The 22948-nt window shown below is 73.0% G+C and carries 17 protein-coding genes; 8 read left to right on the top strand and 9 right to left on the bottom strand.

Translation table 11 applies throughout. The features are described from left to right. Window positions 1-3: 3 nt before the first annotated feature. From DT019_RS37990 to DT019_RS37980, 3 genes are all read right to left on the bottom strand, one after another. Window positions 4-186 carry a Trm112 family protein gene (locus DT019_RS37990; RefSeq protein WP_053723767.1) on the bottom strand — a complete coding sequence of 61 codons (183 nt, stop codon included), beginning with the start codon at window positions 184-186 and terminating at the stop codon, window positions 4-6. Between the two features lie 370 nt (window positions 187-556). Further along, window positions 557-1918, bottom strand: coding sequence for a phosphomannomutase/phosphoglucomutase (locus tag DT019_RS37985; protein ID WP_114041573.1), 1362 nt, complete (start codon window positions 1916-1918; stop codon window positions 557-559). A gap of 181 nt (window positions 1919-2099) precedes the next feature. Next, the gene (locus DT019_RS37980) at window positions 2100-2519 is read right to left on the bottom strand and encodes a DUF3499 domain-containing protein (protein WP_114041565.1); all 420 of its coding nucleotides are present in this window, start codon (window positions 2517-2519) and stop codon (window positions 2100-2102) included. A gap of 284 nt (window positions 2520-2803) precedes the next feature. Between DT019_RS37980 and DT019_RS37975 the strand changes: the two genes are divergently transcribed. Beyond that, window positions 2804-3283 carry a metallopeptidase family protein gene (locus DT019_RS37975; protein ID WP_223279970.1) on the top strand — a complete coding sequence of 160 codons (480 nt, stop codon included), beginning with the start codon at window positions 2804-2806 and terminating at the stop codon, window positions 3281-3283. A 7-nt stretch (window positions 3284-3290) separates the two neighbouring features. Here the strand turns inward: DT019_RS37975 and DT019_RS37970 are convergent, their stop codons facing one another. The 3 genes from DT019_RS37970 to DT019_RS37960 form a co-directional block, all read right to left on the bottom strand. After that, window positions 3291-4865, bottom strand: a complete 1575-nt coding sequence (locus DT019_RS37970) for a DUF5719 family protein (RefSeq protein WP_114041564.1) — start codon at window positions 4863-4865, stop codon at window positions 3291-3293. Continuing rightward, on the bottom strand, window positions 4862-8569 hold the full coding sequence (locus DT019_RS37965) for a glycosyltransferase family 2 protein (RefSeq protein WP_114041563.1): 3708 nt from the start codon (window positions 8567-8569) through the stop codon (window positions 4862-4864). The genes DT019_RS37970 and DT019_RS37965 overlap by 4 nt, the downstream gene beginning before the upstream one ends. Before the next feature lie 257 nt (window positions 8570-8826). Continuing rightward, window positions 8827-9090 (bottom strand): WhiB family transcriptional regulator, encoded by a 264-nt coding sequence (locus DT019_RS37960; RefSeq protein ID WP_053723761.1) that lies wholly within the window; start codon window positions 9088-9090, stop codon window positions 8827-8829. Between the two features lie 727 nt (window positions 9091-9817). Between DT019_RS37960 and DT019_RS37950 the strand changes: the two genes are divergently transcribed. From DT019_RS37950 to DT019_RS37940, 3 genes are all read left to right on the top strand, one after another. After that, window positions 9818-10324 carry a cysteine dioxygenase gene (locus DT019_RS37950; protein ID WP_114041562.1) on the top strand — a complete coding sequence of 169 codons (507 nt, stop codon included), beginning with the start codon at window positions 9818-9820 and terminating at the stop codon, window positions 10322-10324. A 70-nt stretch (window positions 10325-10394) separates the two neighbouring features. Beyond that, complete coding sequence (gene cofD, locus DT019_RS37945; RefSeq protein WP_114041561.1) at window positions 10395-11351, top strand: 2-phospho-L-lactate transferase; 957 nt, start codon at window positions 10395-10397, stop codon at window positions 11349-11351. Next, window positions 11348-12637, top strand: a complete 1290-nt coding sequence (locus DT019_RS37940) for a coenzyme F420-0:L-glutamate ligase (RefSeq protein ID WP_114041560.1) — start codon at window positions 11348-11350, stop codon at window positions 12635-12637. Before cofD ends, DT019_RS37940 begins: the two co-directional genes overlap by 4 nt. Before the next feature lie 21 nt (window positions 12638-12658). On the opposite strand, the gene DT019_RS37935 is transcribed toward DT019_RS37940, so the two are convergent. From DT019_RS37935 to DT019_RS37925, 3 genes are all read right to left on the bottom strand, one after another. Continuing rightward, window positions 12659-13627, bottom strand: coding sequence for a DNA-3-methyladenine glycosylase family protein (locus DT019_RS37935; RefSeq protein ID WP_114041559.1), 969 nt, complete (start codon window positions 13625-13627; stop codon window positions 12659-12661). 637 nt (window positions 13628-14264) lie between these two features. After that, window positions 14265-15347 (bottom strand): NDP-sugar synthase, encoded by a 1083-nt coding sequence (locus tag DT019_RS37930; RefSeq protein WP_114041558.1) that lies wholly within the window; start codon window positions 15345-15347, stop codon window positions 14265-14267. Window positions 15348-15455: 108 nt separating this feature from the next. Next, the gene (locus DT019_RS37925) at window positions 15456-16706 is read right to left on the bottom strand and encodes a peptidoglycan recognition protein (RefSeq protein ID WP_114041571.1); all 1251 of its coding nucleotides are present in this window, start codon (window positions 16704-16706) and stop codon (window positions 15456-15458) included. Window positions 16707-16834: 128 nt separating this feature from the next. On the opposite strand from DT019_RS37925, the gene DT019_RS37920 reads away from it, so the two are divergent. The 4 genes from DT019_RS37920 (at window position 16835) to DT019_RS37905 (ending at window position 22820) form a co-directional block, all read left to right on the top strand. Beyond that, window positions 16835-17587: a TIGR03089 family protein gene (locus DT019_RS37920; protein WP_114041557.1), complete on the top strand. Its 753-nt coding sequence runs from the start codon at window positions 16835-16837 to the stop codon at window positions 17585-17587. A 193-nt stretch (window positions 17588-17780) separates the two neighbouring features. Then, entirely contained in the window at window positions 17781-19031 is a 1251-nt protein-coding gene (locus tag DT019_RS37915) for an LCP family protein (protein ID WP_388982545.1), read from the top strand. Between the two features lie 232 nt (window positions 19032-19263). Next, window positions 19264-20991: an LCP family protein gene (locus tag DT019_RS37910; RefSeq protein ID WP_114041555.1), complete on the top strand. Its 1728-nt coding sequence runs from the start codon at window positions 19264-19266 to the stop codon at window positions 20989-20991. A gap of 56 nt (window positions 20992-21047) precedes the next feature. Next, window positions 21048-22820, top strand: a complete 1773-nt coding sequence (locus DT019_RS37905; protein ID WP_223279969.1) for an LCP family protein — start codon at window positions 21048-21050, stop codon at window positions 22818-22820. The last annotated feature ends 128 nt before the right edge of the window (window positions 22821-22948 follow it).

Here is a 22948-nt window from a genome sequence, read left to right as displayed (position 1 = left end):
TGCTTACGCGGGGCGGCGGGCCTCGTCCACGAGGAGGACCGGGATGCCGTCGCGCACCGGGTAGGCCAGTCCGCAGTCCTTGCCGGTGCAGATCAGCTCGGGCTCGTCCGCCGAGGTCGCGTCGCTGAGCGGGGCGTGGCAGGCCGGGCAGGCGAGGATCTCGAGGAGGCCGGCTTCGAGCGGCATGGGGTTCCCTTCGGCGATTCTTCGTTCCGTACGCGTACGGAACGCGCGCGGGGGTCGGGCCAGGTCAGCCTACCGCCGGGGTGGGCGGGGTGCGTGCCCTGCAAAGATCCCGCCGAAGGTCCGGGCGAGGGTGTCCGTCTCACTCCGGGGGACGGTGGTGAACGCCCGGCCGGGCCGGTTCCCGCTTCCGCGCGGTGAGGTCGGCCGAGCGGTGAGGTCGGCCATGAGCCCCGCATCGCATCGCCCCATCAACCCCGCCCAGCGGGCCGCCCGCGCGCAACGCGGCCGGAACCAGCCAACCGCCTGCGCCCCGCGGAGCCTTCCGAGCGCTGCGGGCGCGGGCGGGACCCGCCTCGGCGAGGGAGATGCCTCAGCCCCGGACGATCGCCAGGACCTCGTCGCGTACCTTCGCCATCGTCGGCTCGTCGCGCGCCTCGACGTTCAGGCGCAGCAGCGGCTCGGTGTTGGAGGCGCGCAGGTTGAACCACCAGTCCTGAGCGGTGACGGTGAGGCCGTCGAGTTCGTCCAGGGTGAGGCCCTCGCGGCCCTCGTAGGCGGCCCGGACCGCGGCCGCGCGGGCCGCCTGGTCGTCGACGGTGGAGTTGATCTCGCCCGAGCCCGTGTAGCGGTCGTACTGGGCGACGAGGGCGGAGAGGCTGCCCTCCTGGCCGCCGAGCGCGGCCAGGACGTGGAGCGCGGCCAGCATGCCGGTGTCCGCGTTCCAGAAGTCGGCGAAGTAGTAGTGCGCGGAGTGCTCGCCGCCGAAGATCGCTCCGGTGGCCGCCATCTCCTGCTTGATGAAGGAGTGGCCGACGCGGGTGCGGACGGGGGTGCCGCCGTTCTCGCGGACCACCTCCGGCACGGACCAGGAGGTGATCAGGTTGTGGATCACGGTGCCGCCGGGGTGCCGGGCGAGCTCGCGGGCCGCGACCAGGGCGGTGATCGCGGAGGGCGAGACCGGCTCGCCCCGCTCGTCGACGACGAAGCAGCGGTCGGCGTCACCGTCGAAGGCCAGGCCGAGGTCGGCGCCCTCCGCGCGGACGCGGGCCTGGAGGTCGACGATGTTCGCCGGGTCGAGCGGGTTGGCCTCGTGGTTGGGGAAGGTGCCGTCGAGCTCGAAGTACATCGGGACCAGGTCGAGGGGCAGGCCTTCGAACACGGTGGGCACGGTGTGCCCGCCCATGCCGTTGCCCGCGTCGACCACGACCTTCAGGGGGCGGATGGCGGAGAGGTCGACGAGCGACTTGAGATGGGTCGCGTAGTCCGTCAACGTCTCGCGCTCGCCGATGGTGCCCGGCTCGGCCGCCGGGTCCGGGGCGCCCTGCTCGGACCACCGCTCGACCAGCGCGCGGATGTCGGCGAGGCCGGTGTCCTGGCCGACCGGGGCCGCGCCCGCCCGGCACATCTTGATGCCGTTGTACCGCGCCGGGTTGTGCGAGGCGGTGAACATCGCGCCCGGCAGGTCCAGGGCTCCGGAGGCGTAGTACAGCTGGTCGGTGGAGCACAGGCCGATGAGGGTGACGTCCGCGCCCAGGGCGGCCGCGCCGCGCGCGAAGGCGGCGGACAGGCCGGGCGAGGAGGGCCGCATGTCGTGGCCCACGACGATGGCGCCGGCCCCCGTCACGGTGACGAACGCGGCGCCGAAGAGCTCGGCAAGGGACTCGTCCCACTGATCCGGCACCACTCCGCGGACGTCGTACGCCTTCACGATCTGCGACAGATCAGCAGCCACGGCCCAACCTTCCCTGATGTCGTCGACGGCGCCCTCCACGGGGCGCCGACCGGGCCTCCAAACTACCCGCCGCCGCCTGGGCGCCGGCCACAGCTTCGGTGGACCCGGACGCGACTGTGCCAACTCGGCGGCGGTACCTGTGGGGTTGGGAAAGGGCGGTGGCCGCGTGGCAGGGCGCGGATCAGGACTCGGGCGAGCGCAGGACGCGCAGATGGCCCCGGCGCCCGACCTCGACCGGGTCCGCCGAGCGCGCCCCGCCGGCCTCGGCGGCCCGCTCCTGGGGGCGGGCGGCCTCGCGCACGGCGTTGGCGAGCGCTTCCAGGTCGTCGCCGCTGGGGCGGGCCGGGGCGGAGGCGTCGGTCAGGCGGACGACCTCCCAGCCGCGGGGCGCGGTCAGGCGCTCGCTGTGCTCGGCGCACAGGTCGTAGCAGTGGGGTTCGGCGTAGGTGGCAAGCGGACCGAGAACTGCGGTCGAGTCCGCGTAGACGTACGTCAGTGTCGCGACGGCAGGGCGGCCGCACGCGGTGCGCGAACAGCGACGTACAGGGCTCACGACGTTGGACGGTACCGCACTCTTGACCGGGCCGCGACGACTCTCCACCACGTCACTCCACCGTGTCGCGGTGTGAGCTCGGGCACAGGGGGTGCCCGAGCAACTGCGCTGACCTGCACGGGAACAGAGGACCACGGGCTGTTACCGGCCTTCCCCCGACCGCTACTTGGGAATTATTCGGTCAAACGGCGCGAAATCCTAGGTCCCGGACGGGCCGGTAACCGCTCTCATGCGTGGCCGAAATGGTCATCCCGCGACACGCCCGCGACATGCGGCCTCCCGGGCCGTCGCCGCGATCGCCACCGGCCCCGGAGGGCTACGCTGCGTCAGTGATGGACAGCTCCAGCTCAGCCGAAGGTACTGGCTCCCGTTCGGGGCCCCGGCGCCGCGACCGGCACGGCCGTGGCATGCGCGGGCCCGTGGCCCCTCCCCAGGTGCCCCTGTCGGCCAGCAGGGCGGAGACCTTCCGCGATCTCGTGCTCGACTCGGTGGAACGCCTGGAGCGGCGCTGGCCCCAGCTGGCGGAGGTCGAGTTCCTCGTCACCGACGTCCCGTTCCGGGAGGCCCCCGGCGCCGCGGACGACGACGGGGAGTCGGCGGCCTGGAGCGACGAGGCGGTGCCGCTGGGCCGCGCGCTGCCGGCCGGCAAGGACCGGCCCGCCCGGATCCTGGTCTACCGCAGGCCGGTCGAGATCCGCACCAAGAACCGGGACGAGCGCGCCCTGCTCGTCCACGAGGTCGTGGTCGAGCAGGTCGCCGAACTCCTGGGCCTGGCGCCGGAGTCGGTCGACCCGCGGTACGGCCAGGACTGAGCCCGCCCTACTTCTCCAGGACCGTGAGGTCCTGGGCCGCCGCCGGGACGGCGACCGTGCCCTTGTCGTCGGCCAGCGTCTGCACCGTGAACATCGGGACCCCGTCCTGCGTGAGAGCCAGCGTGCGCGCCGCGTAGACGGGCCCTCCCGCGGGATCGGGCTCGACGGTCAGCGCGTACGAGCCCTTGAGGCCCGAGGGGGCCGGCGGGTCGACGGCGAGGGTGGTGCCGGCCTTCACGGTGTACGTCTTGGACTGCGGCTCGCCGCCCTCGGTGCCCGCGGAGGAGGTGACCTTCACGGTGGCGTCCTTGGTGCCGGGGGCCGTCAGGGCGAGCGAGGCCGCCTTGTCGCGGTTGTCGGTCACCGTGGCGCGGGCGCCCACCTGGGCGGCCGCCGGGATGAAGCCGATCTCCTGCTTGTCGCCGGTGCCGCGGACCACGCGCAGCGCCGCGACGACCGGAGTGGAGCCGTCCGAAACCGGGGTGAGCAGAAGGGAACCCGCGTCGCCCCTGGTGACGTTCTTCAGATCGAAGGACGCCGTCATCCCCGATTTCACGTGGACGGTGTCCAGCCCCGCCGGTGCGAAGCCGCCCCCTTTGCCCAGCAGCTTGACCTTGAGGTCGGCGTCGTCCGCGCCCTTCGCGTACACGACGAGGCGTACGTCGGTGGCGTCGCCCGGGATGCCCGGAAGCACCTGGGAGGCGGCCGCGTCCGCCGAGGCGGGCAGCCAGTCCGCGCCCGCCTTCGCGTCGGTGGCCTGCACCACCGCGCCGACCCGGCCCGCCCGGGTGGCGACATGCACCGTCAGATCGTCGGCCACCGTGCCGGTCAGCGTGGAGAGGAGAACGGGGACGCTCGACCTGGCGGGGATCGTGATGCCCTCGCCGATGTCGGTCTTGATGGGACCGTCCTTGCCGAAGAGCTCGACGTCGGCGACGGCCGCGGTGTCGTCGGGGTTGGTCAAGTGGACGTAGTCCTGGCGGTCCTTGGCGGTGGACGCGCCGGGGAACCAGAAGTCGGCGTCCGGCGCGGTGCAGCTGGTGCCGAGCAGCGCGCGGCCCGCGCCGCCGGTGATCTGGGTGACCTCCTGGGCGGCCCAGCCCGGGGCGAGCAGCCCGTCGGCGGAGCCGGTGAGCGCGGGCGCGTCGGCGCCGGACACGGTGGCGGCGGCCGGCTTGCCGGGCGCGCTCAGGGAGATGACCGGCTTGTCGGGCGCGGGCTTGTCGGATGCCTTCTTGTCCTTGCCCTTGCCGTCCTTGCCGTCCTTGGGCTTGCCCCCCGAGGCCGGCGGAGCGGGCGAGGAGCCGCCCGAGTCGGCGGGCGGCGGCACCGCCGGGGTCAGCGCCGCCGTGCCCGGCTTGCCCTGCCCGGTGCCCTTGGGCGTGAAGGCCGTGTACGTGGTCTGGGCGAGGTCGGAGTTGCTGGGCGCCGGGCACAGCAGGCTGGAGCGTTCGACGGGCAGCCGGGCCGGGGTCTTGGCGCCGGTGTCGGCCGTGCCGCCGGGCGTGGAGAGCGAGGCGAAGCCGGTCAGCGCGGCGAGGGCCACGGCTCCCGCGGCGAGGGAGAGGGTGGTGCGCTTCACTGCTGGCTCCCGTCGGGGCGGTGCGGCTGCTGCTCGGGCTGCTCGGGCGAATATCCGTAGCCGTACGGGTCGTACGCCGCGTCCGGCGGCGACGCCTGCCCCTGCGCATGCTGGTAGGGGTCGTACTGCTGCTGCCCCTGCCCGTCGGCGTACTGGCCCTCACCGAACTGCCCGTCGGCGCCCGGCACTTGGGGGTACTGCGTCTCGGGGTAGTGCTGCTCGGGGTACGGGACCTGGGCGTACTGGCCGTCGGGGTACTGCTGATAGCCCGGGTACTGCTGCTGGTACGGGTCGTACCGCTGCTGGGTCTGCTGGTCGGGGTGCGCGGCGTCGGCGGCCGGGGAGGTGGTGGCGTACTGCGCCGCGTCCCACTCCTCGTACGCGGGCTGCTGCGGGATCCCCGGCTGCTGCTCGGACATGTCGTCGCCGGTGGCCTCCGCCTCGGCCTGGGCGCGGAGTCGGCGGGCCCGGCGGCCCTCGCCCGCGACCGGCTGGGCGGGGACGGCGGCCACCGCGGCCTCCGGCTCGGGCAGGTCGTCGTCGATCTCGCGGCGACGGCCCGGCAGCGCGAGCACCAGCAGGACGACGGCGAGCGCGGACTGGGCCCAGATCCAGGCGGTGTGGGTGAAGGGGGCGTCGTAGGTGACGTCGAGCCGGCCCGCGTCGGCGGGCAGTTCGAAGCCCTGGGCCCAGCCGTCGACGGTGGTCTTCTTGAGCGCCTTGCCGTCGAGGGTGGCGGTCCAGCCGGGGGCGCTCTGGTCGGCGATGCGCAGCACGCGGCCCGCCTCGCCGGCCGGGATCCTGGTGTGGATGTCGACGGGGTCGGCGGCGACCGGCAGCGTCTCGCCGCCCTTGGCCGGCACGATCACGGCGCGGGCGACCTGGCGGTCCACCCGCCACAGGGCGCTGCCGTCGAGCTGGCTGAGCCGGCTGAGGCCGGGCGTCGAGTCCAGGGTGCGGGCGATGGAGCGGGGCGCGCCGTCGCGGACCAGTACATAGCGCACGGCGTAGGCGCTGAGCTGGCTCGACTGGTCGGCGCCGGAGCCCGCGACGAGACGGGAGACGACCTTGCCGAGCCCGGCGTCACCGCCCGCGGACGCGGTGAGTTCGGCGTCGCCGAGCTGTCCGCCCGAGCCCCGGACCAGCGTGTACGCGACCTTGGCGGGCGAGGTGCCGCCGAGGACCAGGGTGCGGGCCTGGTCGCGGGTGCCGCTCTCCTCGGCGACGAAGGCCGGCACCTGCACCGGGTCGCGGCGCTCCAGCGGGCCCGCGGCGCCGCCGATCATCCAGTTCGCGGCGGAGTAGACGGGGCCGACGGCGGCCGCGAGCGCGATGAGCGCGGCGACCGGCTGACGCCAGCCGAAGCCGTGCCCGGCCACCCGGGTCCGGCCGCCCTCGGCGCCGAGCACGCCCGCGGCGAGCAGCGCGAGCCCGTACACGAGGGTCGCGGGCCCGGCCCAGGCGCTGCGGTTCGACAGGATCGCGAAGAGGAAGCCGGTGAGCGCGACGGCCCAGGCGGCGCGGATCGCGAAGGTGCGCTCCGCGCGGAGCAGCGCCGCGAGGGCGGCCCCGACGAAGCCGATGAGCAGCAGCCCTGTGACCGTCTTCGGCCCGCCGGGGCTGGCCCCGAGCAGGTCGAGCGCGCCGGCCGAGCCGTTCCCGTACGCCAGGCCCGCCTCCTTGAGGAAGCCGGAGGGGCCGGTGAGCAGGGTGAGCGACCAGGGCGCGAGCATCAGGAGCGGGGTGCCGACGGCGGCCAGGAAGCGCAGCCCGTACGCCGTGATGTCGCCCCGGCGCAGGGCGAGCACGCCGAGGCCGAGCAGCACCGCGATGGGCCACACGACCGGGGTGAAGGCGGTCGCGATGGTGAGGAGCAGCGCGTAGGTCCAGGTGGCGCGCCAGCTGCCGCGGGCTCCGTCGCCGCGGAACCCGGCGGCCGCGACCCCGGCCCGGGCGATCAGCGGCAGGAGGATCGCGAGGACGGCGGTGCCGAGCCGGCCCGCGCCGAGCGCGCCGGTGGCGGCGGGCAGGAAGGCGTAGGCGATGGCCGCCCAGGCGCGCAGTTGGCGGGACGCGGTCAGGGGGCGGGCGGCGAAGTAGGCGGTGAGCCCGGCCAGCGGGACCGAGCAGACCAGCAGGAGGGTGAGCGCGAAGCCGGTCGAGCCGAAGCAGAGCGCGGACAGCACGGCGATGATCGCGAGGTAGGGCGGCGCGGTCTGGGTGCCGCCCGTGCCGATCGGGTGCCAGGCGTCCGCGTACCGGCCCCACAGCGCCCCGACGTCGCCGGGGGCGGGCAGCAGGGCGCCGCCCATGAGGGTGCCGCCGCCGAGCAGGTCGCGGCAGGCGACGAGGGAGACGAGCAGGAGGAGCGCGAAGAGGACCGGCGCCGGCCTGCGGGCGATCTTCTTCAGGCGGGCGAACTGCTCGATCTCCAGGAAGTCGGCGTCGTCGCCGCCGGGGCCGGACTCGACGGCTCCGTGCCGGGAGCCGCCGGTGTCCTCGGTGCCCGCGCCGAGGCTGCCCGCCACGGATTCCACGGTGGCGCGGATGGTGGCGCCGGGCGGCGGGAACAGCGGCCGCAGTTCGCTCGCCTCGACGCCGCTCCTGCCGCGCTTCTTGCGCCCGGCGAGGATCCGGCCGGGCCGCAGCAGGGTGCCGAACAGGCCCATGACCTCGTCGACGGCCTGCCCGGGGACCTTGCCCACCAGATAGGCGAAGGTGCGCAGCAGGGTGCCGACCACGATGCGGAGCAGCACATAAGGGAGCAGCGCGGGACGGGAGTTGACGAGCATGGTGTAGACGGCGCCCGCCTTGTCGACCCGGTGCGGGTTGACGACCGAGCGGCCCGCGCAGTCCACGGTGCGGCGCTCGCGGGCGGCGGCCTCGGCGTGCCGGACCGCGGCGTCGGGGGCGACGAGGACGGTGTGCCCGGCGGCGTGGGCGCGCCAGCACAGGTCGACGTCGTCGCGCATCAGGGGCAGCCTGCGGTCGAAGCCGCCGAGCTCCTCCCACACGTCGCGGCGGATCAGCATGCCCGCCGACGACACCGAAAGGACGGGGCGGACCTGGTCGTGCTGGCCCTGGTCCTGTTCGCGCCGGTCGAGTCCGGTCCAGCGGCGCCCGCTGTGCGCGATGGAGACGCCCACTTCGAGGAGTTGCTTGCGGTCGTACCAGCCGCGGAGCTTGGGGCCGATGATCGCGGCGTACGGGTTGGTGTCGGCGACGCGGAGCAGTTCGGCGAGCGCGTCGGGCTCGGGGGCGCAGTCGTCGTGGAGCAGCCAGAGCCACTGCACGGGCTCGCCGTGCGGGAGTTCGGGCAGGTCGTAGCTGTCGTCGCGCCAGGTGCGCGAGACGGGGTCCCAGCCGCTGGGGCGCTTGAGGTAGGGCAGGTCCTCGGGGCCGAGCACGGGCGCGGTGCGGGCGGCCTCCTCGACGGCCGCGCCGAATCCGGTGCGGCGGGCGAGGTGCAGGACGCGGTCGGCGCCGAGCGCCTCGGTGACCAGGCGCGCGGAGTCGTCGGCGCTGCCGGTGTCGGCGGCGTAGGCGTTCTGTACGGGGCGTTCCTGGCCGAGCAGTCCGGACAGGACGTCGGGGAGCCAGCGGGCGCCGTCGTGCGAGACGACCACGGCGGTGACGACGTGTCGGGGGAACTCGGGGGTCGCGGCCGCCTCGTACGGGGCCGTCGACTGGCTGTGCACGGACATCGAGGTACGGGCCCCTCCGCCCCGGAAGGCTGCTGTGCTGACTGCGGTCGGCGCGGCCGGCGGTGCGAGACGGGCTCTGACGTGACCGGAGTGCCGTGGACAGCGCCCCACACTAACGGCTGCCACACAGACGGTCCGCCGCCTGCGGACGGGGCGCAGGGGACGGACCGTTGGTTGTGTACGGAGTTGGGCGGTTTGGGCGCCCGGGGGTGGTCGCCGGGGGTCGGACGGCGACCTGGTTCGGTCCGGAAGCGGACTCAGACCGCTGCCTTCTTCAGGCGGCGGCGCTCACGCTCGGACAGGCCGCCCCAAATACCGAACCGCTCGTCGTTGGCGAGGGCGTACTCAAGGCATTCGGAGCGCACTTCGCAGGCGAGGCAGACCTTTTTGGCCTCTCTCGTGGAGCCGCCCTTTTCGGGGAAGAAGGATTCGGGGTCGGTCTGGGCGCAGAGTGCCCGTTCCTGCCAGCCGAGCTCCTCTTCGGCCTCGTCGACCAGCAGTTCCTGAAACAGCTCGGTCATGTGCGCCCCTCGTCTGTCTTTGCTGCCCCGTGATGTTGCCGTTACCGAATCCGGCCGAACGACACGAGTGAAATTACAAGTGTGCGGATCCGGGCGAGTCAAGCCGAGATCTGCTATTGGGCTCCGTATTCACTCTGCGGAACCAAGGCTATGCGGAAAGTGTTCAAATCACCAAAAAGGTGACAGATGCCACTGGCTCACGTCGACGCCTCTCCGAAGCGGTCCACTCATCTCCCGCTCGACTGCGACTACAGAGGAGGACGAGGCGAGTGTTGATCTTGTTGCACCCGTACCCGGAAAGCGGTCCGGATCACATTCGGATCACGAGAAGGCAACGGCGTTTGGTTGCGCGGTTGCTGCGCCACATCTCCCGCCCCACGACTGCACAAACCTTTCTCCCGCCCCAGTAACCGGATGAGGTGAAACATTGCCGCCAAATCGGGCATTGGGTTGACAAGGGGGGCACCCGCCCGGTCTCCTGGATCTCATGTCAGTGACCGCAGCGCACCGAGCGACCCACGTCCGTGGGTTCCGCAGCGCTGTCCAGGCGCGCTGCCGCTGTTCCAGCTGTTGATCCCGCACCTTCCGCGCCACGTGCGATCCAGCTTCTCCCCTCGCCTCCCCCGAGACGCCGCCTCCGTCGCGAGCGTCCGCACCGGGCGGCCGCCGTCTCGCGAGACACCCCTTCTGCGACACCCCAGCACTTCTGCCGAGGAACCCCCGCACCATGAACAGCAGCCACAGCGACCTCCAGATCGCCGGTGACATCCTGGAGGTCCAGCACCTCCTGCAGCCCGCCCGCGAGCACCCCGGCACCGTCGCCGAGTTCGCCGGACTCGCCCGCGCCATCGCCGCCGACCGCTCCCAGTGGGCCCACCTCGTCCGGTACGACGCGGTGTCCCGCTGGTACCACCGCCTGCGCACCGGGCCCGGTTACGAGATCTGGCTGCTCTCCTGGGTGCCCGGCCAGAGCAGCGGCGCCCACGACCACGGCGCCTCCTCGGGCGTACTGACCGTCCTGGAGGGCGGGCTGACCGAGCGCACCGAGCGCGGCACCCGGAGCCTGACCGCCGGATCCCAGCGGGTCTTCGCGCCGGGCTACGTCCACGACGTCGTCAACGACTCCCTCGAACCGGCCGTGAGCCTGCACGTCTACTACCCGGGCCTGACCAACATGCCGATGCACGCCACCCAGAACTCCACCCCGGCGACCCAGGACGTCGTCCCCGCCTGACGCCGCAGGGGAGGCCCCCACCCCGACCACCGCCCCTCGGCGGACAGGCTTCGCCTGACACACTGTCGGCATGCGCATTGTGGTTCTGGCAGGCGGCATCGGTGGTGCCCGCTTCCTCCGTGGTCTGAAGTCCGCCGCCCCCGACGCGGACATCACCGTCATCGGCAACACCGGTGACGACATCCATCTGTTCGGCCTGAAGGTCTGCCCCGACCTCGACACCGTGATGTACACCCTGGGCGGGGGCATCAACGAGGAGCAGGGCTGGGGGCGTACGGACGAGTCGTTCGCCGTGAAGGAGGAGCTCGCCGCGTACGGGGTCGGGCCCGAGTGGTTCGGGCTCGGCGACCGCGACTTCGCGACCCACATCGTCCGTACGCAGATGCTCGGCGCGGGTTATCCGCTGAGCGCCGTCACCGAGGCGCTCTGCGCCCGCTGGCAGCCCGGCGTCCGTCTCATCCCGATGTCCGACGACCGCGTCGAGACCCATGTGGCGATCGACGTGGACGGCGAGCGCAAGGCCGTCCACTTCCAGGAGTACTGGGTCAAGATGCGGGCCTCCGTGGACGCGGCGGCCGTCGTGCCGGTCGGCGCCGAGCAGGCCAAGCCCGCGCCCGGCGTCCTCGAAGCGATCGCCTCGGCCGACGTCATCCTCTTCCCGCCGTCCAACCCGGTCGTCTCGGTCGGCACCATCCTGGCCGTCCCCGGCATCCGTGAGGCGATCGCCGAGGCGGGCGTGCCGGTGGTCGGCCTCTCCCCCATCGTCGGCGACGCCCCGGTGCGCGGCATGGCCGACAAGGTCCTCGCTGCGGTCGGCGTGGAGTCCACCGCGGCGGCGGTCGCCGAGCACTACGGCTCGGGACTGCTCGACGGCTGGCTCGTCGACACCGTGGACACTGGCGCGGCCGCCCGCGTCGAGGAGGCGGGCATCCGCTGCCGCGCCGTGCCGCTGATGATGACGGACCTGGACGCGACGGCCGCGATGGCCCGCGAGGCCCTGACGCTGGCCGAGGAGGTCCGCGCGTGAGCCCCTCCTTCCGGGTGTGGGCCCTGCCGGGCCTGCCGGAGGTGCGGCCCGGTGACGACCTCGCGAAGCTGATCGCGGCGGCCGAGCCCGGCCTCGCCGACGGCGACATCCTGCTCGTCACCTCGAAGATCGTCTCCAAGGCGGAGGGCCGGATCACCGAGGCCGCCGACCGCGAGGCCGCGATAGACGCCGAGACGGTACGGGTGGTGGCGCGGCGCGGCACCCTGCGCATCGTCGAGAACCGGCAGGGCCTGATCATGGCCGCCGCGGGCGTGGACGCCTCCAACACCCCTGCCGGGACCGTGCTGTTGCTGCCCGAGGACCCGGACGCCTCGGCGGCCGCGATCCGCGCCGGGCTGCGCGACGCGCTCGGCGTGGAGGTCGGCGTCATCGTCACCGACACCTTCGGGCGGCCGTGGCGCAACGGCCTGACCGACGTGGCGATCGGCGCCAGCGGCGTCCGCGTCCTCGACGATCTGCGCGGCGGCACCGACGCGCACGGCAACCCGCTGAGCGCGACCGTCATCTCGCTCGCCGATGAACTGGCCGCCGCGGGCGACCTGGTGAAGGGCAAGGCCGGCGGCCTTCCGGTCGCCGTGGTCCGCGGGCTCGGCCACCTCGCGGGCGAGGGCTCGGCCCGCGAGATGGTGCGCGCCTCGGCCGACGACATGTTCCGCCTGGGCACCTCCGAGGCGGTACGGGAGGCGGTCACCCAGCGGCGTACGGTACGGGCCTTCACGGCCGAGCCCGTCGATCCGGGCGCGGTGCGGCGCGCGGTGGCGGCTGCGGTCACCGCCCCGGCCCCACACCACACGACGCCCTGGCGCTTCGTACTGCTCGAATCCACCGGGTCCCGCACCCGGCTGCTCGACGCCATGCGGGACGCCTGGATCGCCGACCTGCGCCGCGACGGCAAGTCCGAGGAGTCCATCGCCAAGCGGGTGGCGCGCGGCGAAGTCCTGCGCGCCGCGCCGTACTTGGTGGTGCCCTGCCTGGTGATGGACGGTTCGCACAGCTACGGCGACGCCCGCCGGGACGCCGCCGAGCGCGAGATGTTCGTGGTGGCGGCGGGCGCGGGCGTGCAGAACTTCCTGGTGGCCCTCGCGGGCGAGCGCCTCGGCTCGGCCTGGGTGTCCTCGACGATGTTCTGCCGCGAGGTCGTACGCGAGGTGCTCGACCTGCCCGCGCACTGGGACCCGATGGGGGCGGTGGCCGTCGGGCACGCGGCCGAGCCGCCCAAGGAGCGCCCGGCGCGCGAGGCGTCCGCGTTCATCGAGGTGCGCTGACCCCGGTCGGACCGGCCCCGCCTACAGCGGCGCGATGTCGCGCGGCTGCATGCGCGGGGCCCGGCGCGGCGGGGTGTGCCCGCTGAGCAGGATCAGCCGGGCGGCCCGGTGGCGCTGGCCCGCGTACGGTTCGAGCAGGGCCAGCATCTCGGCGTCGTCGGCGTCGCGGTTGCCCGCGAGCGCGTGGCCGATGATGCCGGGCAGGTGGAGGTCGCCGACCGTCACCAAGTCGGCCGCGCCGATGGCCCGTTGGAGGGTTTCGGCGGCGGTCCACGGGCCGATGCCGGGGATGAGCTGGAGCCGCTCGGCGGCCTTCACGGCGTCCATGCCCACCGCCTCCTCCATGCGGCGGGCCACCCTTACCGCGCGCATGACGGTGTCCGAGCGCTTGGAGTCGACCCCGGCGCGGTGCCACTCCCAGGACGGGATCAGCGCCCAGGCCCTGGCGTCGGGCATGACGTACATGCCCTCGGGGGCGCCCGGGGCGGGCTCGCCGTGCCTGCGGACCAGGAGCCGCCAGGCGCGGTACGCCTCGATCGTGGTGACCTTCTGCTCCAGGACCGAGGGGATCAGCGATTCCAGCACCAGGCCGGTGCGGGTCAGGCGCAGGCCGGGGCGGTTGCGGTGGGCCTCCGCGACGAGGCGGTGGCGCGGCGTGAAGGCCTCCGGCTCGTCCAACTCCCCCAGCATCGCCGGGAGTTGCTCCAGCATCCACTCCGCGCCCTCGCCCCACGCCTCGGCGTACGCGGTGCCCTGCCGGGCCGCGACTCTCAGGGTGGCGGGGCCCGCGGGGGTCCTCGACGTGCGCCAGACCGAGCCGTCGGGGGTCGTGCGGTAGGTGGGGTCGGCGGGGCCGCGCCTGAGCGGGCCCAGGGTCAGGCTCAGGTCCACCGGGCCCCTGCGGGGGGTCCATGCCCGTGTTTTGCCGGCGGCCGTGCGGGGGGTGGGGATGCGGGGGCCGGTGGTGCGGGGGGTGAATCGTCCTGCCACGGTGGTCCTTGGGGGTGGGGGTGCCCTTCGAGGGTACGCGGCTTTCCTCTCCCCACCCCGCCCCTCCCCGAGACCCTCCGGGGTGTGGAGCGCTGAGGAAGACTCCTGGGGCTCCGCCCCAGACCCTGTATCGCGCCTTAAGGGCGCTCGTCCTCAAACGCCGGACAGGCTGAAGATGCCCATGCTGGGCCCCCTACAGGGGCGCGAGGAACTGCGCGAGCGACCACGCACGGTCCGCAGACCGAAACGGACCCAGGGGCGCGAGGAACTGCGCAACCGGCCGTCCATCGCCTGCGGAAAAGGGGCCCAGGGGCGCGGGGAACTGCGCGAGCAACCACGCACGGTGGGCAGACGGACGACGTCCCAGGGGCGCGAGGAACTGCGCAACCGGCCGTCCATCGCCTGCGGAAAAGGGGCCCAGGGGCGCGGGGAACTGCGCGACCAGTCGTCCACCGCCCGCAGACAAAGGGCGGAAGCCGGACCCGCCCGGCAAGGGGCGGAGGGCCAGGGCCGCCCAGCGAGCGGCGGGGGCCGGAGTCGACCGGCCAGGGGCAGAAGCCGGGCCGCCCGGCAGGGGCGGAAACCGGGGCCGCGCGGGAGGGGGAAAGTCGGGGCCGCCCGGTGCGGGGCGGTGGGGCTACTGGTCGGAGGAGAAGCGGATCGTGGCCGCCGGGACACGCGCGTCACACCAGATCCGCACACCCTCCCGAAGCTCGTTGTCCGCCCCGACATCCGCCCCGTCCCCGATCACCGCGCCGCCGAGGATCGTCCGCGCGCCGATGCGCGCACCCGCTCCGACCAGCGAGTCCGTGATCACCGCGCCGGGCTCGACGACCGCGTCGGACAGGATCGTGCTGCCCGAGATCCGCGCGCCCTCGCCCACCACCGCCCCGTGGCCCACCACCGTGCCGCCGGTGAGCTTCGCGTCCGGGGCGACCTGGGCCGTCGTCAGGACGAGGCGGTCGCCGCAGCGGCCGGGGACGGCCGGGGACGGGGCACGGCCGAGCACCAGGTCGGCCGAGCCGCGGACGAAAGCCTGCGGGGTGCCGAGGTCCAGCCAGTACGTGGAGTCGACCATGCCCTGGAGGTGGGCGCCCTCCGCCAGCAGGCCGGGGAAGGTCTCGCGTTCCACCGAGACCGGACGCCCCGCCGGGATCTCGTCGATGACCGAGCGGCGGAACACGTACGCCCCCGCGTTGATCTGGTCGGTGACGATCTCCTCGGGGGTCTGGGGCTTCTCCAGGAAGGCCGTGACCCGGCCGGTCGGGTCGGTGGGGACCAGACCGAACGCCCTCGGGTCGTCGACCCGGGTCAGATGGAGGGAGACGTCCGCCCCCGAGGACGTGTGGGTCGACACCAGCGCCTTGATGTCCAGGCCCGTCAGGATGTCACCGTTGAAGATCAGGACCGGCTCGTCGGGGCCCGAGCGCAGCCGGGAGGCCACGTTGCGGATGGCGCCGCCGGTACCCAGCGGCTCGTCCTCCGTGACGTACTCGATGCTGAGGCCGAGCGCGGATCCGTCGCCGAAGTACGGCTCGAACACCTCGGCCAGATAGGAGGTGGCCAGGACGATGTGGTCGACGCCCGCCGCGTGGGCCCGGGCCAGCTGGTGGGTGAGGAAGGGGACGCCGGCCGCCGGAACCATCGGCTTGGGGGTGTTCACCGTGAGCGGGCGCAGCCTCGTGCCCTTGCCGCCGACCAGGAGGATCGCTTCTGTCACCTGTCGTCTCTGCTTCCTGCTGGGGCCGGCCTTCGGATTCCGTCGCCTTGGGGCGGAACTCCCGGCCGGCCAGTGTATGCAGACTGTCCCGGTGCTCATGCCCCCCGGTCAGCGACGGCCCTGGTAGTGGGCCGCGGAGACCCGGGCCGCGCCGAGCCTGCCGTACAGCCGCGCGCCCGGGCACTCGGTGGCGAAGCCGTCGCGGTGACCGGAGATGGCGTTGAACCTGACGCTGCGCCCCTTCTTGTAGCGGTTGCCGCCGCCCGAGACGAGCGTGCTCTTGCCGGCCGGGTTCACTCCGTACAGACCGAGCTTCCAGGCCGCGAGCTGCTCGACGGCCTTGAGGGCGGCGGCCGACGGGTTGGCGTTGGTGTACGTGCCAAGGACCGCGATGCCCATGCTGTTGGTGTTGAAACCGAGGGTGTGCGCGCCCATGACGGCCTTGGCCACGCCCCCGGCGCGGCCTTCGTAGATGTTTCCGCACTTGTCGACGGCGAAGTTGTAGCCGATGTCCCGCCAGCCGCTGCTCTTCACGTGGTAGCGGTAGATACTGCGCAGGACGGAGGGGGCCTGGGCGCAGCTGTATCCGTTGCCGGACGCGGTGTGGTGGACGAAGGCGACCTTGACGCTGCCGGTGTAGACGAAGCCGCTCTCGCGCAGCCGCTCGTCGGCGCCCCAGCCCCGGCGCGTGATGATGCGCGGCCGCGCCCCGACGTACGGGCGGGCCCGGAGCGCGGCCCCCGCGGTCTCCGTCCCGGTCGCGGCCCGGTCCAGGGCGGGCAGCTCGTCGGGCGGGCTCAACGCGCGGTCGCCTTCGGCCGCCCCGCCGTCGTCGGGTCCCGCGCCGGGGTCGACGAGGTCCAGACGCAGCCCCTTGGGGAGCGGGTCGCCCTCGTCGCCCTCGGCCCGCACCCGGGCCTCCACGGCGTCCGAGTCGCCCACCCACAGCGGCGCGGTGGAGCCGTGCAGGGGACGGGCGGCCTCGGGGGTGTCCGGGTCGGCGGCGTGGTCGCGGTTGTGGGTCTCCAGGTCCTGCCAACCGGACCAGGTGCCGTCCGCGCGGCCCCGGGTGCGGACCTGGACGCTGCCGTGCAGTTCGTCGCCGACGTCGTCCCAGACCACGCCGACCAGGGAGAACGGCTTCACCTCCCGTTGGGCCAGGCCCTCTTGGGCGGCGCCGCCGGCCGCGCGGTCCGCGCCGGGCAGCGGGGCCAGCGGCAGCGACTGGGTGGAACCGGCGAGTTCGGCGGCGGGCGCCGGGGCCGCGGGTGACGCCGCGACGGGCGACGTGGCCGCGAGAGGGAGGGCGAGGGCCGCGACGGCGGCGACTCCGATCGAGGACGCAAGGAAGCTACGCATGCTGACGATCGTGGCCATAGTTGGACAAATCTGTCCATTGCGGAACTGACGGGCCGTCGGCCAACCGGTGGACCCACCCGGCCCACCGGCACCGGTGGTCCCCGGGCGCGACGCGTAGCCTTGCCCGCGTGAACGCCAGCGACCGCACCCCTGCCGACCTGCTGCGATCCGCGCTCGCCGCGGACCCGGGCCGCCCCTTCATCACGTTCTACGACGACGCCACCGGCGAGCGCGTGGAACTGTCCGTCGCCACCTTCGCCAATTGGGTGGCCAAGACCGCGAACCTGCTCCAGGGCGATCTCGCAGCCGCCCCCGGCGACCGGCTGGCGCTGCTGCTCCCCGCGCACTGGCAGAGCGCGGTGTGGCTGATGGCCTGCCACTCGGTGGGCGTGGCCGTCGAGATCGGCGGCGACCCGGCCGCGGCCGACCTCGTGGTCAGCGGCCCCGACACGCTTGAGGAAGCCCGCGCCTGCACCGGCGAGCGGGTCGCGCTCGCGCTGCGCCCGCTCGGCGGCCGCTTCCCGCAGCCGCCGGCCGGCTTCGCGGACTACGCCGTCGAGGTGCCGAGCCAGGGCGACCGGTTCGCGCCGTTCGTGCCGCTCGACCCGGACGCCGACGCGCTCGACGTCGAGGGGCTCGCCCTGAGCGCCGCCGACCTGGTGGCGCGGGGCCGCGCGGAGGCCGCCGAGCTCGGTCTGGGGACCGGTTCGCGGCTGCTCTCCGGGCTCGGGTACGACAGCTGGCGGGGGCTCGCGAGCGGCCTGTACGCCCCGCTCGCCTCGGGCGGTTCGGTCGTCCTGTGCCGCAACCTGGCCCAACTGGCCGACGGCGGGCTGGAGAAGCGGGCCGAGAGCGAGCGCGTCACGCACCGCGCGCTCTGAGCGGCCGCCTCCGGCGATCCGCCCCCCTCCACCCTTGTGGCCCAGTCGGGGCCCGGCCCCCGGGCCCCGGCGGCGCCCGCGGTACATGATCGACCGTACGCACAACCATGCGCGCGATTCGGCCGTCTACCGAAGTGCCCGGCGGCGCGGCGCGCCCGCCGATCCGTGATGGCCCGTGAGGATGGACGCCGACGTGACCGACAGTGCTGGCACGCCCCCCGAACCGGAGGACCGGGCCGGGGCCGGGCAGCCACCTCCGGCCACCGGCGGCGGACCGGACACGCCGCCCGCCGCCGCCAAGGGCGGCCGCCGATGGCTGCGTTGGACCGCGCTCGGCGTCTCCGTCGTGGTGCTCGCGGCCGCCGCGACCGGCTGGTGGTTCTACCGCAAGCTCGACGGCAACATCCAGACGGACACCTCCGCCGCGCACGAGCTGGACAAGTACGAGCGGGACCGGCCCGCCTCGATGGTGCACGACGCGCAGAACCTGCTGCTCATCGGCTCGGACTCGCGCGCGGGCGACAACTCCTCGTACGGCAGGGACGACGGCGGCAGCCAGCGCTCGGACACCACGATCCTGCTGCACCTGGCCGCCGACCGGCTCAGCGCCACCGCCGTCTCGCTGCCGCGCGACCTGATGGTCGACATCCCCGGCTGCGGCACGCCGGACGGCACCCGGACCAAGGAGCAATTCGCCCAGTTCAACTGGGCGTTCGAGTTCGGCGGCGCGGCCTGCACGATCCGTACGGTCGAGAAGATGACCGGGGTGCGGATCGACCACCACATGGTCGTCGACTTCAGCGGGTTCAAGGACATGGTCGACGCGGTGGACGGCGTCGAGGTGTGCCTGAAGGAGCCCGTCGAGGACCGGCAGGCCCAGCTGAAGCTCCCCGCGGGCCGCCAGCTGCTGCACGGCGAGCAGGCGCTCGGTTTCGTCCGCTCCCGGCACGGCTTCGGGGACGGCAGCGACACCCAACGCATGGACCGCCAGCAGCAGTTCCTCGGTTCGCTCGTCAAGAAGGTGCAGAGCAACGGGGTGCTGCTCAACCCGACCCGGCTCCTCCCGGTCCTCGACGCGGCGACCAGGTCCCTCACCACGGACCCCGGCCTGAACACCCTGAAGGACCTGTACGACCTGGTGCGCTCGGTGCGCGGCATCCCGACCGAGAACATCCGCTTCCTGACCGTTCCGCGTCAGCCGTACGCCTATGACGGCAACCGGGACGAGCTGGTGCAGCCGGACGCGGACCGGCTCTTCAAGCAGCTGCGCGAGGACCTGCCGATCAAGGTGGCGCCCGCCGCGGACGTCGAGAAGGCGAAGGAGGGCGGCAGGAACGGAAGTGGCCCGGGGGACGACAAGCCGGACGATCCGGGCCCCTCGGCGAGCCCGTCCGCGCCACCCGTCTACTCGGGCACGAACGCCGCCTCGGGCATGTGCGGCTAGGCGGCGGTCGTGTCGACGAGCTGTGAAATGCGCGTGACCATCAGTGAATTGGGGTCAAATGCCCGGTTGTAAAGGGCGTGCAATGTGTCACGGCCGTCGCTCTTGGACGAACTGGCCAGATAGTGTGACGCGATCCGGTGCGACAGGCCACAGCGGGCCGCGCACCGCAGGAGCGAGATGATTGAGCGCTTTGGGGGAAGCGACTCGGCACCGACGGAGGACAGAAGCAACCGTGGATGCGCAGAGCCGTGGGCGGGCCGATGATGTCGACCCCGCAGACCAGTGGGTCCTCAACCCGGACACCGGCACTTACGAATTGCGACTGGATCCTTCCGGAGCGCAGTCGCATTCCGGTCCCCCGCGATCGTCGAGCGGTACCGCGTCCGGCAAGGAGCCGGGCCGGTCGGGATCGCCCAAGCGCCGCGAGGTGCCCGGGCAGCGCGACCGCCGGGCCAACCGGTCCCCCGACGAGTCCCCCGACGGCCGCCGCAAGCGGAAGCCCAGGGCGGCGCGCAAGAAGAAGGTGCTGCTGTGGACGGGCGGCGTGATGGGCTTCGTGCTCGTCGTCGGCGCGGGCGGCGCGTACTGGCTGTACCAGCACTTCAACGGCAACCTCAACACCGTCGACGTCGGTGACGCGGGCAGCAAGAGCTCGGTGCCGGACGGGGCGTTCAACGTCCTCGTCATCGGCACGGACAAGCGCACGGGCAAGGGCAACGAGGGGTACGGCGACGCCGGCAGCGAGGGCCACGCCGACACCAACATCCTCTTCCACGTCTCGGCGGACCGGACCAACGCGACCGCGATGTCCATCCCGCGCGACATGGTGATCGACATCCCCGCCTGCCCGACCAAGCAGAAGGACGGCAGCACCAAGACGATACGGGGCGAGAAGAAGGTGCGCTTCAACACCAGCCTGGGCCAGGAGGGCCGCGACCCGGGCTGCACGATGCGTACCGTCAAGCAGCTCACCGGGCTCAACGTCGACCACTTCATGATGGCCGACTTCAACGCCGTCAAGGAGCTGTCCACGGCCGTCGGCGGCGTCAAGGTCTGTCTCGCCAAGCCGGTGAACGACCCCAAGTCGCATCTGAAGCTCCCGGCCGGTGAGAGCGTCGTCAAGGGCGAGCAGGCCCTCGCGTTCGTACGGACGCGGCACAGCTTCGGCGACGAGAGCGACCTCTCCCGGATCAAGCAGCAGCAGCAGTTCCTGAGTTCGATGATCCGCCAGATGAAGTCGGACGACACCCTGGGCAGCCCGACCAAGATGTACGGCCTCGCGGACGCGGCGACCAAGGCCCTGACGGTCGACTCGGGGATAGGAAGCATCAAGAAGCTGACCGACCTCGCCCAGGTGATCGGCAAGATCGACGCGAAGAACATCACCTTCACCACGCTGCCGGTCATCGACAACCCGGCCGAGGGGAAGAAGCACATCACGGTGGTGCCCGACCCGACCAAGGCCGACGCGCTGTTCGCGATGATGCGGGCCGACACCTCGCTCACCGAGGTGAAGAAGAAGGAGGCGGACGCCAAGAACGCGGCCGCCGCCGAAGAGGCCGCCCGCCTCAACGGCCCCCGCGCCCAGGCTTCCGACGTACGGGTCACCGTCCTCAACGGCGGCGCGGCGGCGGGTTCGGCGGGCGACGTGGTCACCTGGATGCAGAACCAGCAGGGCGTGCTCAAGTCGAGCAACGGCTCGAACGCGCCCGCGAAGGTGCCCGCCACGGTCCTGGCCTACGCACCGAACCAGGCCGACCAGGCCCGCAAGCTCGCGGATCTGCTCGGACTGGGCGCCTCGGCACTGAAGCCGGGCACGAAGGACGCCGTGGGCAAGGAGCCGATGGTGCTGACCCTCGGCCCCGACTTCAAGCAGGCGGGAACACCCATCGCCGCTCCGGCCAAGGCACCGGAGGGCATTCAGAAGGTCGAAGCCGACAAGTCGGTGTGCGCCAAGTAATGGACTCACGGGCCCGCCGGGCCCAGGGGGAGTCTGAACAACAGGGGGGTATCGGGGTGGGCGGGAACAGCGTGCGCGGGGAGGGGACGCACGGACGCGTCGAGCATGCGGGCGAACTCGGCTGGGACGAGAGCCTGTACGAGAACGGCGCGTCCGGCGCGTCCGGCGGGTCCGCGGCGAACGAGGAGAAGTCCGGGGAGCCCGGCGGGAGCGGGGCGTCCCGTGCGCCGGGCGGCTCCGGTGCGTCCGGTGGCTCCGGTGCGGCGGGGGACTCCGACACGCCCGGGGAACCCGCCGCGGCGGGCAGCGGGCACCGCAGGGGCGGCCCCCGCAAACGGGGCAGACGCAAGCACCGCGTCCTCAGATGGTCGGCGATCACCCTCGCGGTGCTCATACTCGGGACGGCCACCGCCGGTTACCTGTACTACCAGCACCTCAACGGCAACATCCGCAAGGGCGACCGCAGCGCGGGCGGCAGCGACGCCAGGAAGACCGCGCCCAACGCCCAGGGGCAGACGCCGCTGAACATCCTGCTGATCGGGTCCGACAGCCGGAACTCCGACGAGAACGTCAAGCTCGGCGGCGCCAAGGACAGCCGCGGCAGCGACCCTCACGCGGACGTGCAGATGCTGCTCCACGTGTCCGCCGACCGCAAGAACGCCTCGGTCGTGAGCATCCCGCGCGACACCCGGGTGGACATCCCCGCGTGCAAGGACACGGAGACGAAGAAGGCCTCCGCGCCCGTCAACACCGTGATCAACGAGGCTCTCGGCCGCGGCGGGGCGGGCTGTGTCCTGGACACCTGGGAGAAGCTCACCGGTATCTACATCGACCACTGGATGATGGTCGACTTCGCCGGTGTGGTGGCCATCTCGGACGCCGTGGGCGGCGCCGACGTCTGCGTGAAGCAGAACATCGACGACCACCCCACCAAGGCTCAGCCCGGTGGCTCGCACCTGCACCTGACCGCGGGCAAGCACACCGTGAAGGGCGAGCAGGCCCTGCAGTGGCTGCGCACCCGGCACGCCTTCGGCAGCGACATCGGCCGCTCCGAGGCCCAGCACATGTACATGAACTCGGTGATCCGCAACCTCAAGGACCAGAACGCGTTCACCGACACAGGCCGCCTCATGGACATAGCCGAGACCGCGACCAAGGCGCTCAAGGTCTCCTCGGAACTCGGCTTCAAGCAGCTGTTCGACCTGGGCATGGAGCTCAAGGACATCCCCATGGACCGCATCAACATGCTGACCATGCCGCGCCTGCCCGACCCCAAGGACCCGGACGCGCACGTGGTGCCGGACTCGGCCAAGGCCGACGCGCTGTGGGCGATGCTGCGGGACGACAAGCCGCTGGACCGCAAGGACGACCCCAAGCCCGCCACCCCCGAGGCCTCCAAGGGCCCGGCCGCCGCAGCCCCCGACTCGCTCGCGGTGAGCGTGGTCAACGGCACCGGCACCGACGGCCGCGCACCCGCCAAGGGCCGCGCCAGTGCGGTGGTCGACGCACTCAGGGCGAAGGGCTTCAAGAAGGTCGCGACCGGCTCCAGCGCCCCCGCCGCGACCAGCGAGGTCGACTACCCCACGGCCGCGGGCGCCCAGGGCAAGGCGGACGCCGAGTCGGTCGCCGCGGCGCTCGGCCTGCCCACGAGCGCGGTCAAGGCGTCCGACGTGAAGGGCCTGACCCTGGTGGTCGGCGCCGACTGGCGCAGCGGCGACACCTACCCGAAGCAGGACCCGAAGGCGAACGACCCCCTCAAGGACACCGAGTCGGTCAACGGCGCCGACAAGGGAGCCTGCATGGAGGTGTACGCGCCCTACCGCTTCTAGCGCGCCCCTGTCGTGTTGCGCTCGGACCGGCTCAGACCGATGTCGTCCGCACCGCCGGGCGGCGGCTGGCGATGACCCGCTTCGCCAGCGCCTTCGGGCTGGTCAGGAAGCCGTAGCCCCAGGACATG

The organism is Streptomyces sp. SDr-06, from assembly GCF_003324565.1.
Classification (GTDB): domain Bacteria; phylum Actinomycetota; class Actinomycetes; order Streptomycetales; family Streptomycetaceae; genus Streptomyces.
The sequence above is the reverse complement of the archived record's forward strand: the minus strand, read 5'-3'. Positions and strand labels throughout refer to the sequence as shown.

Coding starts and splice junctions, on each gene's coding strand:
- DT019_RS37990 (WP_053723767.1), bottom strand. CDS start 186: ATGCCGCTCGAAGCCGGCCTCCTCGAGATCCTCGCCTGCCCGGCCTGC.
- DT019_RS37960 (WP_053723761.1), bottom strand. CDS start 9,090: ATGACCGAGCTGTTTCAGGAACTGCTGGTCGACGAGGCCGAAGAGGAG.
- DT019_RS37975 (WP_223279970.1), top strand. CDS start 2,804: ATGGACAGCTCCAGCTCAGCCGAAGGTACTGGCTCCCGTTCGGGGCCC.
- DT019_RS37925 (WP_114041571.1), bottom strand. CDS start 16,706: ATGCGTAGCTTCCTTGCGTCCTCGATCGGAGTCGCCGCCGTCGCGGCC.
- DT019_RS37950 (WP_114041562.1), top strand. CDS start 9,818: ATGAACAGCAGCCACAGCGACCTCCAGATCGCCGGTGACATCCTGGAG.
- DT019_RS37965 (WP_114041563.1), bottom strand. CDS start 8,569: ATGTCCGTGCACAGCCAGTCGACGGCCCCGTACGAGGCGGCCGCGACC.
- cofD (WP_114041561.1), top strand. CDS start 10,395: ATGCGCATTGTGGTTCTGGCAGGCGGCATCGGTGGTGCCCGCTTCCTC.